This window comes from Agromyces chromiiresistens (assembly GCF_029167465.1).
In the GTDB taxonomy this organism is placed as follows: domain Bacteria; phylum Actinomycetota; class Actinomycetes; order Actinomycetales; family Microbacteriaceae; genus Agromyces; species Agromyces chromiiresistens.
The window spans coordinates 382,543-396,351 of the sequence record NZ_JARFNL010000004.1 but is presented as its reverse complement, the minus strand read 5'-3'; the positions used below and the strand labels follow the sequence as shown (position 1 = coordinate 396,351).

Below are 13,809 nucleotides of genomic sequence, written 5' to 3'. Positions count from 1 at the left end.
CCGACGTCCGCCGCGGCGCTATCCGAACGCGGGCAGTGCGGCGAGCGCGGCGAACCACGCCGCCGCGGTCGCGCCGTCGAACGGCGGTTCGCGGCGCCGCACCGCCCCGAGCACCCCGTCGGCGTCGGCACGCACCCGCGCCACGAGCTCGGAGGGGTAGCCGAAGCGCACCGAATGCTCGGCGAACTCCTCCTCGTCGTCGATGAACGCAGCCTCGCCGTCGCGTTCGACCACGTCGAGGTCGAGGTCGACGTACGCGACCGTGAAGCCCGAGGCATCCGCGCGCCATTCGGGCACCGTGGCGAGGTCGACGTAGGTGCCGAGTCCGCGCGGATGCCCGAGGTTGAAGGCCGGCACCCATCCCGCCGGCGTGACGAGCGTGAGCGACGGCCAGTCGGCCGTGAACTCCGCGCCCGGCCGCGCGAATCGCGTGCCCGGCGGGAAGCCGATCCATTCGCCGTGCTGGTCGGCGCCGAGCCAGACGCCGTCGAACGCCCAGTGCGGCGAGCCGTCCCACTTCGTTGCACGCACGCGCACGGTGTCGCCCGACCGGCGCCCGGTCATCGATGGGACGTCCATCCGACCACCGTAGCGCCGGGGAGAACCCGGGCGCGGGCGCCGCCGACGCCATGTCCGGAACTCGCCGGACACCCGGTGCGCGGCCCGCGAGGCTGGAGTCCCAGACCAGGAAGGCCGCCCATGGGAACCGTGACCTCGCTCGACGCCCACGCGCATGGCACCCGGCATGCGCCGATCTCGCCCGCGATCCTCTACTTCGGCAGCCAGGTGTCGCTGCTCTCGACCGTCGACGAGGAGGGGCATCCGAATCTCGCGCCGAACTCGTCGGTGTGGTGGCTCGGCCAGACCGCGATGCTCGGCGTCGCGGCGCGCAGCCAGACGGGCCGCAATCTCCTGGCGAACGGCGAGGCGGTGATCAACCTGCCCTCGATCGCCGGCGTCGACGCGGTCGACCGGCTCGCCCTCACGACCGGCCGCAGTCCGGTCCCCGACCGAAAGGCTGCGGCGGGCTACCGGCACGTGCGCGACAAGTTCGCCGAAGCGGGTGTGCGGCCGATCGCGGCCGAGACGGTCGCGCCCCCGCGCGTGGCCGAGTTCCCCGTGCACCTGGAGGGGCGGGTCGTCACGATCCACCCGATGGGCGGCACGGCGACCCCGGCGGAGGCGAGCCTGCTGGCGGTCGAACTCGGCATCACCCGTGTGCACGTGGTCGAGTCGCTGCGGATGCCCGGCCACGCCAACCGCATCGACCCCGGGCGCTGGCGGCCCCTCATGATGAACTTCCAGCGGTTCTTCGGACTCGGCGACGAGACGATGCCGTCGCGCCTCGCGAGCATCGACGAGGAGTGGTACCGCGGCTGAGCCCGCGGGCGCGCACCGGCGGGCTCAGCCGCGAGGCATCCCGTCAGCTCAGCTCGGCGACCGCGCGGCTCGCCTCGTCGACGGCGGCGTGCGTGTAGCCGAACGCCTGGGCGTCGGAGTTCGCGATCGTGATGTTGCCGTGCCGACGACGCGCGGCCTGGAACGGCTGCTGCTCGAGCGGGCCGAAGATCGCGGGGTCGGCGATCGAGTTGTACTCGTAGGCGTAGCCGTGCGACCAGCGGTTCACGGTGATCGCAGCGATGTCGCGCTTCGCCTCGAACCCGAAGCCGCCGAGCGAGCGCTGCATGAGATCGCGGATGTCTCGTTCGAAGTCCGCGAACGTCACCTGCAGCAGCTCGCGGCGACCGGCCTTGTGCTGGTCGCGGGTGATGCGCTCGCCCGGCAGGTTCGGCGTCTTCGACAGCGTGACGACGATCGGCTCCTCGGGGTCGCGCGCCGACCGGTAGCCGCCCTGGTCGGTCGGGGTGGCGAGGCCGAGGCTGTCCCAGAAGTGGTTGTACGGCGTGACCCGCGAGACGCCGGCGTCGGCGAACGCGGTCCAGTTCTTCACCGCGACGCGGGCGTAGACGAGCGGCACCTTCACGCCGTAGCGCATCGCCTCGACCTGCTCGGCGGGCAACCCGTCGACGATGTACGACGAGACCGCGTTCCAGCACGCCATGACGACGTGCTTCGCCTCGACCCGGTACGCCGTGCCGCCGTTGACGTAGTCGACGTCGATCGGCCCGCTCGTCCCGGCGCGGTGGCGCACGGCGGTCGCCATGCTGTTGAGGCGGATGCGGACCGGCGACTTCGGGTGGTCGAGCAGCGCGTAGTTGGCCGAGGCGCCGATGATGCTCTCCTGCGTCTGCACGCCGCCGAACGCCTGCGGGACGAGCCGAGAGACGAGCAGTCGCGACACGGTCGCGCCGCCGTCGGGGAAGTAGTACAGCTCCTCGTCGGTCGTCGTGAGCGACATCGCCGGCGTCCGGCCGATGCCGGGATACGGTTCGGGGCTCAGCCCGAGGCCGCCGAAGCCCGGATAGCCGACGCCCCAGCAGTCGCCGGCGGGCACGGCCTCGATACCGGCGCCCCACAGGCCGTGCGGGCGCTTCTGGTAGTAGACGAGGGCCTCGTCGCCGACGCCGACGAGGTTCTGCAGGTACTCGCGGTAGGTCATGCGGGCGAGCGCCTGCTTCTTCTCGGCATCGCTGAGCCCGGGCAGCACGTCGTCGTCGAACGTCTCGATGCGCATGATGTCGTCGCGGGCCTGCTGCGAGAGCGGCAGGCGTGACACGAGCGACGCGGTGGACTCTCCCGGCGCCCGCCGCAGGAAGGTGTCGGCGCCGAACGACTCCTCGGGGAAGAAGTAGCCGTTCGTGAGCCCCATCGATCCGTAGAGGCCGGTGTCGACGCCCTCCGCGAGCTCCGCGAAGTCGATGCCGAGGTCGTCCATGAGCTCGAGCGACGGCGCGTTCCAGGTGTCGGGGCTGTCGAGGTTCACCATTCCGCCGTTGCTGAGCAGGGTGCGCCCGCGCACCGAGAACTCGTTGCGGTGCTGGTGGCCGCCGAAGTCGGCGAGCGCCTCGACCACGAGGATGCGCGCCTCGGCACCGAACCGCTTGCGGTAGAAGTGGGTGGCCGCGAGCCCGCTCACCCCGCCGCCCACGACGACGAGGTCGTACGCCTCCCCCGTGCGCTTGGGCGTGCCGAAGTCGGCGCCGCCGAACGTCGCGCCGTGCCCGGCCTGTCGAGCCGAGTCGGTCTGCCCCACGAGCCCCGTCTGCCGCGGCCGGCTCGCCGCCGCATGCCCGCCTCCCGCCTGGGCGTGCGCCGCCCCGCCGGGCACCGCGGTCAGCGCCGCCGCGCCGGCCGCGACGGCCATGCCGTTGAGCAGGTCGCGCCGGCTGATGCCCGCCGACATCCCGAGTTCTTCATCTCCGTGCTTCGCCATGTCAGACCCCTTCGTCGTCCACTTCGTCTGCGTCGTCCGATGTCCGCGAGCCCGTGGCCCCGCGTGTCCGCAGGCTAACGAGCGGGTTCGACGAGGGTCAAGGATTTCGTTGAACAATCTGCGAAATCGGTCGAACTCGTCTGTCGCCGACCGGCGATCCGACGGAATCCGCAGCGGCGACGCAGCCGCGATGCCGCGCGGATCGTCGTCGCCCGCATGTCCCGTCCGTTCGCTCGACATCCCGGCGCGGGCGGGCCGGATGCGAGGATTGAACCCGTGGACTGTTCGTACTTCGACGCCGGGCGCTGTATCTCGTGCGCGCTCATGGGCCGACGGTACGACCTCCAACTCGCCGACAAGCAGGCGCACGCCGAAGCGCTGCTCGCGCCGTTCGGCGTCGGCCACTGGGAGCCGCCGGTCGCCAGTCGCGAGGACGCCTACCGCAACAAGGCGAAGATGGTCGTCGGCGGCACGGTCGACGCTCCCACGATCGGCATCCTCGACGCCGACGGCTACGGCATCGACCTGCAGGCGTGCGGCATCTGCTCCGACGGCCACCGGGCGGCGTTCCCCGTGCTCGCCCGCTTCATCACCCTCGCCCGTATCACTCCGTACGACGTACGCCGTCGCTCGGGCGAACTCAAGCACCTCATCGTCACCGAGTCGCCCGACGGCGAGCTCATGGTGCGCTTCGTGCTGCGCTCGACCGAGCCGGTCGCCCGCATCCGCAAGCACCTGCCGACGCTCCTCGCCGAGCTGCCGAACGCGCGCGTCGTGACCGCGAACGTGCTGCCCGAGCACAAGGCGGTGCTCGAGGGCGAGCACGAGATCGTGCTCACCGAGGCCGAGACACTGCCGATGCGGCTCAACGACGTGACGATGCACCTGCGCCCGCAGAGCTTCTTCCAGACCAACACCGCGATCGCGGCCGCGCTCTACGCCGAGGCCCGCACCTGGATCCGCGACCTCGCCCCCGACTCGGCGTGGGACCTCTACTCGGGCGTCGGCGGGTTCGCCCTGCACATCGCCGGCGCAGCCGGCTCGGCGAGCACCGCGGGCTCGGCCGACGGCGCGGGCCCTGCGGTCACGGGCATCGAGACGAGCGTCGAGGCGGTCGCGAGCGCCGAGTTGAGCAGAACGGATGCCGCGCTCTCACGCCTCCGGTTCGCCGCGGGCGACGCGACCGACTTCGCGCTTCGCGCGCAGCCCGCTGACGCCCCCGACCTCGTCATCGTCAATCCGCCCCGGCGCGGCATCGGCCCCGAGCTCGCGCACTGGCTCGAGGCATCCGACGTGTCGCACGTGCTGTACTCGAGCTGCAACGCCGCCTCGCTCGCGAAGGACCTCGCGGCGATGCCGTCGCTGCGGCCGGTGCGGGCGCGCGTGTTCGACATGTTCCCGCAGACGACGCACTTCGAGGTGATGGTGCTGCTCGGGCGGCGCTGACCGGATGCCGCCGGTCTCGCGCCGCGACCGCGTCACTTCGAGGTCGAGTGGCCGCCGGGCGGACTCGGCATCGAGGCCCGATCCCTGGCCTCCGCGATCGCGACGATCAGGTTCTGCATGCCGGCGAAGATGATGCCGTGGAACGGGAGGATCGCCCACCAGTAGAGGCGTCCGGTCAGGCCCTTGGGGAAGTACACGGCCCGCTGGGTGTACCGGGAACCGCCGCCGTTGGGTTCGCAACGCAATTCCAGCCACGCGCGGCCCGGCAGCTTCATCTCGGCGCGGAGCCTGAGCAGGCGTTCTTCCTCGCAGGCCTCGACCCGCCAGAAGTCGATCGCGTCGCCGACGGCGACACGCGTTCGGCTGCGACGCCCGCGCGCGAGGCCGACACCGCCGACGAGCCGGTCGGCCCAGCCTCTGAGCGACCAGAGCAGCGGCGTCGAGTACCACCCGTTCTCGCCGCCGATGCCGGCGATCACCGACCACAGCGCCGCGACGCTCGCGGAGGTCTCTCGCGATCGATCGTCGGTGTACACGGTGCGACCCGCCCAGTCGGGGTCGCTGGTCAACGGGTCGCTCGGCGCCTCGGGCACCTTGGCATCGAGCCAACTCGTCTCGACCTCGTCGTTCTCGACGCGGCCGAGCGCCAACGACACCGCCTCGCGATACGGCGTGAGCCCGCCCGGCGGCGGCGGGATGAGCGCATCGATGTCGTGGTTCTGCATGACGCAGTCGTTCTGCAGCGACTCGACCAGCGGTCGTGCCAGCGCACGAGGTATCGGGGTCACGAGGTCGACCCAGTGCGATGCGAGGCTCGGCGTGAGGACCGGGAGTGCGGCGATCCCTCGCTGCGGCAGGCCCGCTTCGATCGCATAGCCGTTCATCATCTGGCCGTACCGCCACACGTCCGGGCCGCCGATGTCGAGCGTCCGGTTCACCACGGCCGGGAGGTGCGCAGCGGCGAGGAGGTAGTAGAGCACGTCGCGTACCGCGATGGGCTGGATGAAGTTCCTGACCCATCGGGGGGCGGGCATGTACGGAAGCACCTCGGTGAGATGGCGGATCATCTCGAAGGATGCCGACCCCGACCCGATCACGACCCCCGCTTGCAGGGCCACGGTCGGCACTCCGGAACCGAGCAGGATCTCTCCGACCTCCACTCGGGAACGCAGGTGGTCGGAGAGCTCCGCGCCCGGCGGGTGCAGACCACCCAGGTACACGATGCGGCGGACGTTCGCCTGACGTGCCGCCCGTGAGGCGACCAGCGCCACCCTGCGATCGAGGTCCGCGAATCGCCGGCCGCTCGTCATCGAGTGGATGAGGTACCACACGACGTCGACGTCCTGCATCGCACGACCGACGACGTCGGCGTCGCGGGCGTCACCGACGACCACGTCCACGTCGGAGCCCCACGCGAAAGCCGCCAACCGCTCGGGGCTGCGCACGAGGACCCGCACGCCGTAACCGGCCGCGAGAAGTCGCGGCACGAGCCTCCCGCCGATGTACCCCGTCGAGCCCAGGACCAGCACCCGCTCGGCGGTGCCGTCGCCGCGCAGGCGTGACCGCAGTGCGGGTTCGCGCCCCGTCGGTGCCGTCAGGGCGTCAACGCTCATTCCCCAACACCTCCCGGAGCACGGCTCTCAGCGTCTCGCGAAGCCGTCGACACCCGGCGGACTCCGCGTCCTGCCCGCTCGATGCCCATCATCCACCTTCATCCGGGCGCAGCCAACCGAGCTCGGCGTCTGCGGAAGGATGGCGAAGCGACGTGCACCCGGCGCGCGCCCCGGCGGCGTCGGCCCCGCAATCCATTCCGGCGAATTCACCCCTGTTCAGGTGTTTCATTCCGAATCGGCTATACTGGAAGGTCACGCGAAAGGAGGTGACATGCGAAGGATCGGAATCATCCCCACGACCGTCATCGTCGCGGTATGGGTGTTCTTCATCGGCTTCACGTTCGGCTACCTGAACGAGCTCGAGGCCGGCACGACGACGGCGACGAACGCCGGGCTGCTCTCCGGAGCTGCCGCCCTCGCGCTCGGTGCCGCCACGTACCTCGTGGTCAAGCTCGTGCGCGCCGTGACCCACGCACGCCGCGGGCACGACGCGAAGCACGCGGGCTGAGGCCCGGGCGGTCGACGGCGCTGAGCGCCCGACCGCGCCTCATCGGCCGGGGAGCGATGGTCGCTTCCCGGCCGATCTGCGTCTCGGGGTGCTCAGCGGGTCGCGCCCGCCCGCGCCAGGCAGAACCGCCGCACCGGCTCGGTCGGCACGAGCCCGGCGAGCTCGGCGTACTGCGCCGACGCCTCGGCGCGACGCCCGGTGCGCCAGTCGAGGTCGGCGAGCGCGAGCCTCGCGTCGACCGCCGCATACGGTGCCGAGCCCTCGGCGAGCGCGCGCAACTCGCTCGACACCCTCCGCAGCACGGCCGTGCGCTCCCCCGACGGCGAGGCGAGCAGCGCCCGGTGCAGTTCGGCCGACAGCCGCGCGACCGTCACCGACGGCGCACCCCACACCCGTTCCAGCGCGCGGTAGAAGCCGACGACCCGGTCCCAGTCGGTGGCGGCGAAGCTCGGCGCAGTGCTGTGCAGGCCCGCGATGGCGGCCTCGAGCACGAACCTCCCGTCGCCGCGATCGGCCGCGGCCGCCGCGTCGTCGAGGCCGGCCTCGATGAGCCGGCGGTCCCACAGCCGGCGGTCGACCTCGTCGAGCGGCAGGGCCGCGCCCGCCTCGTCGAGTCGCCCCGGCCGGCGGGCGAGGCCCAGCCGGATCACCGCTCGCAGCCCCCGCACCTCGGCGTCGTCGGGATACTCGGCGACGAGCGCGTCGGCGATCGACAGCGCCTGCCGGCCGAGGTCGTCGAATGGCGTCTGCGGGTCGAGCACGTCGCGGTGCGCGACCGTGAACATGCCCGCGACGCTCGCGAGCACGACGGGCAGCCGCACCCGCCGCTCGGGCGCCTCGGGAACGTGGAACCGCCCGCGCGCCTCGGCGAGCGCGTGCTTCGCGCGCGTCAGCCGGGCGGCCGCGGCGGAGGGCTGCACACCGAGGTGGGCGGCGATGCGCGGCACGTCGAGCCCGCAGACCAGCCGCAGCGCGAGCACGAGCCGCGCCTGCTCGGTGAGTGCGGGATCGCACGCCACGAACAGGAGGGCGAGGCGGTCGTCGAGCGCGCCGCTCGAGAGCGGCCCGTCGATCGAGGATGCCTCGGCCGAGGCATCCTCGTCGGTGGCCGTCGCCTGTTCGGCGGCGACCCGCTCGGCGTGGCGCTGCTCGGTCGCGGCGCGACGGCGATCGTCGATGAAGGCGCGCTTGCCGACCGCGATGCACCACGCGGCGAGCGAGCCGAGCGGCGGACCGTCGCCGGCCCGGGCGACGGCCCTCGCGACGGCCTCGGCGGCGTACTCCTGCGCGTCGTCCACGCTGCCCGTGTAGGCGGCGAGGGCGCGCACGATCCGCGGCCAGGCGTCGACGAAGTCCTCGCCGAGGCCGGCGACCGACTCGCTCACGAGACGGGGAACACCTTGCGCCACTCGATGTGCCCGCCGGTGGGCACGAGGGCGGCGATCTGCCGGGCGAGCTGCTCGTCGTCGGTCTCGACGAGGTAGTAGCCCGAGACCACCTCGGTCGTGTCGGGGTAGGGCCCGTCGGAGTAGACCGCGTCGTCGAGCACCCGGTCGCCGTCGCCGGGGGTGACCCGCCCGCCGTGCCGCGCGTTCTGCAGGGCGGCACCGCCGACGAGGCGGGCGCCGAGCTTCACGACGGCCTCCTGGAAGGCCTTGTGCGCGGGGAAGTTGTTCTCGGGGTCGCCGCCGGGCACGCCGCCGCCCCCGTTCAGGAACGCGTCCGAGTCCCAGTCGGGCTCGTGGATGAGGTACATGTACGTGTCGGTCATGGCGTCTCCTTCGTCGGCCCTTTCGGGCACGTGACGACGTTCGTCACACCATGGTGACGAACTCGGCCGCTCGAAATCGACACCCGGCCGTGAAACTCAGAGGTTCGCCGTGAGGCGCGCGAGCTCGGCGAGCCGGTCGGCCCGGTCGCGCGGCGCACCCGGCACACCCGGCCGCTGCTGGTCGGGCCGCGGCCCCGAGGGCGGCCGGTAGGCGACACCCCGCGCATCGAGCCAGGCGAGATACCCGGGCAGCCGCGCGGCGAAGTCGTCGGGGTCGACGGGCCCGCCGTTCCAGGCGACCTCGGCGAACGCCCCGAGCCGCGGGAACACCGCGTAGTCGAGCCGATCGCGACCGTCGAGATGCTCGCACCAGACGTTCGCCTGCACGCCCGCCACGCGGTCGGCGAACCAGGCCGGCGACTCGGCGGGCACGGGGTCGAAGGTGCCGACGTCCTCGACCGACAGCACGGTGCCGACCGGGATCGGCTCCTCGGGCAGGTCGGACTGCCGGTAGTCGAGGTAGGTCCACAGGTCGGGGCACAGCACGACGTCGTGCCCGAGCCGCGCGCCCAGCTCGGCGCCGACCGGCCCGCGCCACGACGCCACGATCGCGTCGGGTGCGGGGTCGCGGCCCTCGAGCATCTCGTCCCAGCCGACGACCCGGCGGCCGCGGCCGCGTACGCGGTCGGCGATGCGCGCGAGGAACCACGACTGCAGCTCCTCCTCGGTCGTGAGCCCGCGCTCGGCCATGAGCTCCTGCGTGCGCGGGTCGGCCCGCCAGCGATCCTTGCGCACCTCGTCGCCGCCGATGCCGATGAACTCGGAGTCGAACACCTCGCACAGCTCGTCGAACACGGTGCCGACGAACTCGAGCGTCGCGTCGTCGACGTTCAGCACCTCGTCGCTGATGCCGAACCGCGGCCACGGCTCGGCGACGCGCTCGCTCACGGCCTCGGCGCCGCCGACCCCGAACTCGGGATACGCGGCGAGGATCGCCTGCGCGTGCCCCGGCACGTCGATCTCGGGCACGATGCGGATGCCTCGCGCCGCCGCGAATCGCACGAGCCCGCGCAGTTCGCCATGGGTGTACCAGCCCTCGTGCGGAACCCCGTCGAGCGTCGAGTGCGGCCCGTGGCCGAGCTGGGTCTGCGAACGCCGTCCGCCGACCTCGGTGAGGCGCGGGTAGGCGCGGACCTCGAACCGCCAGCCCTGGTCGTCGGTGAGGTGCAGCTGGAGCACGTTGATGCGGTGCGCGGCGAGCAGGTCGATGAACCGCTCGAGATCGGCCACCGGCCGGAAGCGCCGGGCGACGTCGAGCATGACGCCGCGCCACGCGAAGCGCGGCTCACCCTCGAGGCGGAGGCCGGCGGCGGTCGAGTCGGCGCGCAGCGCCGTCTCGAGACCCTCCCCGACGTGGTCTCGAAACGCTCCTCCGTCGCTCCTCGACCGACGCCCCACGGTCACGCGCCGGCCGCCAGCTCGCGGGCACGTGCGAGCGCGGCGTCGGTCGCGCGGTCGAACGTCTGCTTGAGCGACGCCTCCTCGAGCACGGCGACCGCGCGCTCGGTGGTGCCCTTCGGGCTGGTCACCCGGCGACGCAGCTCGGCCGGCTCCTCGCCCGCGTCGGCGAGCAGCTCGCTCGCACCGCGGAACGTGCCCTGCACCATGGTCGCGGCCTGCTCGGGCGTGAAGCCCTTGTCGATCGCCGTCGCCGTGAGCTGCTCGATGAGGTAGAAGACGTACGCCGGCCCCGAGCCCGAGATCGTCGACAGCGCGTCGAGCTGCGACTCGGGCACGAGGAGCACGTCGCCGACGGTCTCGAAGAGCGCGACCGCGAGGGCGAGGTCGTCGTCGCTCGAGCGGGTGCCGGGCGAGACGCCGGTCACGGCGCGCCCGACGACGGCCGGGGTGTTCGGCATCGTGCGGATGACGCTGACCGTGTCGGGCAGCAGCGACTCGTACGTCGCGACCGTGACGCCCGCGGCGACCGACACGACGACCGTCCCGGGCTCGAGCGCGTCGGCGATCTCGCGGAGCAGGCCGGGTACCATCGCCGGCTTCACCCCGACGACCACGACCTTCGCGCCGGCGACCGCGCGGCGGTTCGCCGAGGCATCCTCGTCGGTGGAAGCGCTCGTGACGCCGGGCAGCGCGGCGAGCGCGGCGGCCTTCGCCGCCGACCGGTTCGTCGCGCGGATGCCCTCGGCCTCCACACCCGGCCGGAGGAGCCCCGAGAGGATCGCCCCCGACATCGAACCGGCCCCGAGGAAGGCGATGACGGGCAGCTTCACGACGGCGTCGGCACTCATGCGACCATCCTAGGTTTCGTGAACGCGGGCGATCGCGGGCCTCCGTAGGATTGACGCCATGAGTGCATCGGGCGGTACCAAAGCCATCATCGCGGCGTTCCTCGCGAACCTCGGCATCGCGATCACGAAGCTCATCGCATGGGCGGTCTCGGGTTCGGCCTCGATGCTCGCCGAGGCGGTGCACTCGCTCGCCGACTCGGGCAACCAGGTGCTGCTCATCTTCGGCGGCCGCAAGGCGCGCAAGGTCGCCGACAAGGAGCACCCGTTCGGCTACGGCCGCGAGCGCTACGTCTACGCGTTCATCGTGTCGATCATCCTGTTCTCGGTCGGCGGCGTGTTCTCGATCTACGAGGGCGTCGACAAGCTGCAGCACCCGCACGAGCTGACGAACATCTGGGTGCCGATCGCCGTGCTCGTGATCGCGATCGTGCTCGAGTCGTTCTCGCTGCGCACCGCGGTGAAGGAGTCGAACCAGGTGCGCGGCCGGCAGAGCTGGGTGCAGTTCGTGCGACGCGCGAAGGCGCCCGAGCTGCCCGTGGTGCTGCTCGAGGACGTCGCGGCGCTCATCGGTCTGGTCTTCGCCCTCCTCGGCGTCGGCCTCACCGCGATCACGCACAACCCCGTGTTCGACGCGGTCGGCACGCTCATGATCGGCACGCTGCTCGTCGTCGTCGCGATCGTGCTCGGCATCGAGACGAAGTCGCTGCTCGTCGGCGAGGGCGCCGGCGAGGACGACGTGCAGAAGATCGAGCAGGCGATCCTCGCCGGTCCCGAGGCCGAGCGCATCATCCACATGAAGACCCTCTACCTCGGGCCCGACGAGCTGCTCGTGGCCGCGAAGCTCGGCTTCGCCTCCGACCAGCGCCTGCTCGAGGTGGCCGCCGCGACGAACGTCATCGAGCAGCGCATCCGGCATGCGGTGCCCGCGGCCCGGGTCATCTACATCGAGCCCGACGTCTACGTCGACCCGAACCAGACGGCGCCGCCGACCGACGCGATCGTCATCAAGGGCCTCGAGTGACGGCTGGTCCGCGGGCCGGTTCCGCGGCGCCGGCGATCGCGCGCACCGCGCTCGTGCTGCGGCACGACTCGGCGATCGGCCTCGGCAACCTCGGCCCGGTGCTCGAGGCGAACGGCTACGAGATCGTGACGGTCGACACCCCGACCGCGGACGTCTCGGGGCTCGACCCGCTCGGCGCCGACCTCGTCGTCGTGCTCGGCGGTGACGAGGCGGTCTACGAGACCGACCGCTACCCGTACCTCGCCGACGAGGTCGAGCTGCTGCGCGAACGCATCGCGGCCGAGGCCCCCGTCTTCGGGGTGTGCCTCGGTGCGCAGCTGCTCGCCGCATCGCTCGGCGGGCGGGCGTACCGGGGCGAGCGCAAGGAGGTCGGCTGGCTCGAGGTCGAGCCGACCGAGGCGGGCGCGGCGTCGCCGCTGCGTCACTTCGCCGGGGTGCCGACGGTGCAGTGGCACGGCGACACCTTCGAGCTGCCGGCCGATTCCGGGGTCGTGCGACTCGCCTCGTCGCCGCAGTACGAGAACCAGGCGTTCGCGAAGGGCCACTGGCTGCTCGCCGTGCAGTTCCACCCCGAGGTCGACGACGTCATCCACGACGAGTGGCTCGACGCGTGGGGCGACGAGCTGCCCGAGCACGGCACGAGTCGCGACGAACTGCGCGCCGGGCACGCCGAGCACGGCCGGCGCGCGCAGGAGGCATCCGCGCTGCTGTTCGGCGAGTATCTCGCGGGGCTCGACGCCCGCGCCACGACAGCGGCGGCCGAGTAGGCGCGACCGCCCGCCCGGCCACCGCGCCGGGTCAGGAGTGCGCGCCGCCGTCGATGCGCGACGCCTCCCGAGGAGTGGGAGGACCGGCGAGATCGCGCACGAGCGCGAGCACGTCGTCGACCGACTGGGCCGGGTCGGTCACGGGTGCCTGGATGTGCCGCACGACGCCCTCGGGGTCGACGAGCAGGGTGACGCGCTTCAGCCGATCGGCACCGCCGGCGCGGAACACGGGGAGCCGCAGCGCTGACGCTGCGAGGCCGTCCTGGTCGGAGGCGAGCAGGTAGGGCAGGTCGGCGTTCGCCGCGAAGGCTGCGAGCTGCTCGGGATGCTGCGTGCTCACGCCGAGCACCCGTGCGCCGGCCTCGGCGAGCGCCGCGTGGCGCCGGCCGTACGTGACGCACTCGAGCGTGCAGCCGGTCGTGCCGGGCACCTCGCCCCAGTGCGGCGGGTAGCCGTGCGTGCCGGGCGCGTAGGCGCCGGGGAAGAAGAACAGCGCCGTCCACCGGTCGGGGTCGACGAGACGGGCGGCGGACCCGTCGTGCGCCGCGAGCTCGACGTCGGGTACGTGCGCTCCCTCGAGGGCGCGGACCCGCGCGAGGTCGCCGTCGCCGAGCGCGCCGCTCAGCGTGCCGTCGCCCATGACGAACCGCGAGCCCCACTCCTGCAGCGCGAGCAGCACCGGCAGCAACCCCTCGCCGCTCGCCGTCAGGCGGTAGTCGTGCCGCGGCGGCCGTTCCGAGTACGGCACCTTCTCGAGCACCCCGTGCTCGACGAGCGCGCCGAGTCGCTCGGCGAGCGCGCGACGCGAGAGGCCGAGCTCGCGGGCGAACCCGTCGAACCGGGTGACCCCCGCGGCGGCCTCGCGCACGATCAGCAGGCTCTGCCAGTCGCCGACGATCGCAAGCGACTGCGCGATGCCGCACGAGCTGTCGGTGAGGTCCTCGCGGCGCATGCCGTCCATTCTCTCCTGCCCGCCGCTGATGCGCCGGGGTTCGTCCATGCTGTAAGTTCCAATATGGAACTTACCTGATCCCGTCCCG

The 13,809-nt window shown here is 72.5% G+C and carries 13 protein-coding genes; 5 read left to right on the top strand and 8 right to left on the bottom strand.

What is annotated here, in order from left to right; translation table 11 throughout:
• Nucleotides 1-18 precede the first annotated feature (18 nt).
• Nucleotides 19-579 carry a DUF402 domain-containing protein gene (locus PX701_RS09260; protein ID WP_275506112.1) on the bottom strand — a complete coding sequence of 187 codons (561 nt, stop codon included), beginning with the start codon at nt 577-579 and terminating at the stop codon, nt 19-21.
• Between the two features lie 120 nt (nt 580-699).
• On the opposite strand from PX701_RS09260, the gene PX701_RS09255 reads away from it, so the two are divergent.
• The gene (locus tag PX701_RS09255) at nt 700-1,380 is read left to right on the top strand and encodes a flavin reductase family protein (RefSeq protein ID WP_275506111.1); all 681 of its coding nucleotides are present in this window, start codon (nt 700-702) and stop codon (nt 1,378-1,380) included.
• Between the two features lie 43 nt (nt 1,381-1,423).
• On the opposite strand, the gene PX701_RS09250 is transcribed toward PX701_RS09255, so the two are convergent.
• Nucleotides 1,424-3,334, bottom strand: a complete 1,911-nt coding sequence (locus PX701_RS09250; protein WP_275506110.1) for an NAD(P)-binding protein — start codon at nt 3,332-3,334, stop codon at nt 1,424-1,426.
• Between the two features lie 276 nt (nt 3,335-3,610).
• Between PX701_RS09250 and rlmC the strand changes: the two genes are divergently transcribed.
• A complete protein-coding gene (gene rlmC, locus PX701_RS09245; RefSeq protein WP_275506109.1) occupies nt 3,611-4,780 on the top strand; it encodes a 23S rRNA (uracil(747)-C(5))-methyltransferase RlmC in 1,170 nt (389 codons plus the stop codon).
• Between the two features lie 32 nt (nt 4,781-4,812).
• On the opposite strand, the gene PX701_RS09240 is transcribed toward rlmC, so the two are convergent.
• Nucleotides 4,813-6,393 (bottom strand): SDR family oxidoreductase, encoded by a 1,581-nt coding sequence (locus PX701_RS09240; protein ID WP_275506108.1) that lies wholly within the window; start codon nt 6,391-6,393, stop codon nt 4,813-4,815.
• A 271-nt stretch (nt 6,394-6,664) separates the two neighbouring features.
• On the opposite strand from PX701_RS09240, the gene PX701_RS09235 reads away from it, so the two are divergent.
• The gene (locus PX701_RS09235) at nt 6,665-6,901 is read left to right on the top strand and encodes a hypothetical protein (protein WP_231428865.1); all 237 of its coding nucleotides are present in this window, start codon (nt 6,665-6,667) and stop codon (nt 6,899-6,901) included.
• 92 nt (nt 6,902-6,993) lie between these two features.
• Here the strand turns inward: PX701_RS09235 and PX701_RS09230 are convergent, their stop codons facing one another.
• The 4 genes from PX701_RS09230 to proC all read right to left on the bottom strand — a co-directional run bounded on the left by PX701_RS09230 (nt 6,994) and on the right by proC (nt 10,981).
• On the bottom strand, nt 6,994-8,286 hold the full coding sequence (locus PX701_RS09230) for a DUF6596 domain-containing protein (RefSeq protein ID WP_231428866.1): 1,293 nt from the start codon (nt 8,284-8,286) through the stop codon (nt 6,994-6,996).
• On the bottom strand, nt 8,283-8,672 hold the full coding sequence (locus PX701_RS09225; RefSeq protein ID WP_231428867.1) for a YciI family protein: 390 nt from the start codon (nt 8,670-8,672) through the stop codon (nt 8,283-8,285). Before PX701_RS09225 ends, PX701_RS09230 begins: the two co-directional genes overlap by 4 nt.
• 96 nt (nt 8,673-8,768) lie before the next feature.
• Complete coding sequence (locus PX701_RS09220) at nt 8,769-10,130, bottom strand: beta-N-acetylhexosaminidase (RefSeq protein WP_275506778.1); 1,362 nt, start codon at nt 10,128-10,130, stop codon at nt 8,769-8,771.
• A 2-nt stretch (nt 10,131-10,132) separates the two neighbouring features.
• Entirely contained in the window at nt 10,133-10,981 is an 849-nt protein-coding gene (gene proC / locus PX701_RS09215) for a pyrroline-5-carboxylate reductase (protein ID WP_275506107.1), read from the bottom strand.
• 58 nt (nt 10,982-11,039) lie between these two features.
• Here proC and PX701_RS09210 point away from each other — a divergent pair, with 58 nt between their 5' ends.
• Nucleotides 11,040-12,002: a cation diffusion facilitator family transporter gene (locus PX701_RS09210; protein WP_231428870.1), complete on the top strand. Its 963-nt coding sequence runs from the start codon at nt 11,040-11,042 to the stop codon at nt 12,000-12,002.
• The gene (locus PX701_RS09205; RefSeq protein ID WP_275506106.1) at nt 11,999-12,769 is read left to right on the top strand and encodes a glutamine amidotransferase-related protein; all 771 of its coding nucleotides are present in this window, start codon (nt 11,999-12,001) and stop codon (nt 12,767-12,769) included. The genes PX701_RS09210 and PX701_RS09205 overlap by 4 nt, the downstream gene beginning before the upstream one ends.
• Before the next feature lie 31 nt (nt 12,770-12,800).
• On the opposite strand, the gene PX701_RS09200 is transcribed toward PX701_RS09205, so the two are convergent.
• The gene (locus PX701_RS09200; protein ID WP_275506105.1) at nt 12,801-13,721 is read right to left on the bottom strand and encodes a winged helix-turn-helix transcriptional regulator; all 921 of its coding nucleotides are present in this window, start codon (nt 13,719-13,721) and stop codon (nt 12,801-12,803) included.
• Nucleotides 13,722-13,809 lie beyond the last annotated feature (88 nt).

Excerpts from the sequence above, each read along its gene's own strand:
- PX701_RS09200 (WP_275506105.1), bottom strand. The coding sequence starts at position 13,721 with ATGCGCCGCGAGGACCTCACCGACAGCTCGTGCGGCATCGCGCAGTCG.
- proC (WP_275506107.1), bottom strand. The coding sequence starts at position 10,981 with ATGAGTGCCGACGCCGTCGTGAAGCTGCCCGTCATCGCCTTCCTCGGG.
- PX701_RS09225 (WP_231428867.1), bottom strand. The coding sequence starts at position 8,672 with ATGACCGACACGTACATGTACCTCATCCACGAGCCCGACTGGGACTCG.
- PX701_RS09250 (WP_275506110.1), bottom strand. The coding sequence starts at position 3,334 with ATGGCGAAGCACGGAGATGAAGAACTCGGGATGTCGGCGGGCATCAGC.
- PX701_RS09210 (WP_231428870.1), top strand. The coding sequence starts at position 11,040 with ATGAGTGCATCGGGCGGTACCAAAGCCATCATCGCGGCGTTCCTCGCG.
- PX701_RS09255 (WP_275506111.1), top strand. The coding sequence starts at position 700 with ATGGGAACCGTGACCTCGCTCGACGCCCACGCGCATGGCACCCGGCAT.
- PX701_RS09235 (WP_231428865.1), top strand. The coding sequence starts at position 6,665 with ATGCGAAGGATCGGAATCATCCCCACGACCGTCATCGTCGCGGTATGG.
- PX701_RS09260 (WP_275506112.1), bottom strand. The coding sequence starts at position 579 with ATGGACGTCCCATCGATGACCGGGCGCCGGTCGGGCGACACCGTGCGC.
- PX701_RS09240 (WP_275506108.1), bottom strand. The coding sequence starts at position 6,393 with ATGAGCGTTGACGCCCTGACGGCACCGACGGGGCGCGAACCCGCACTG.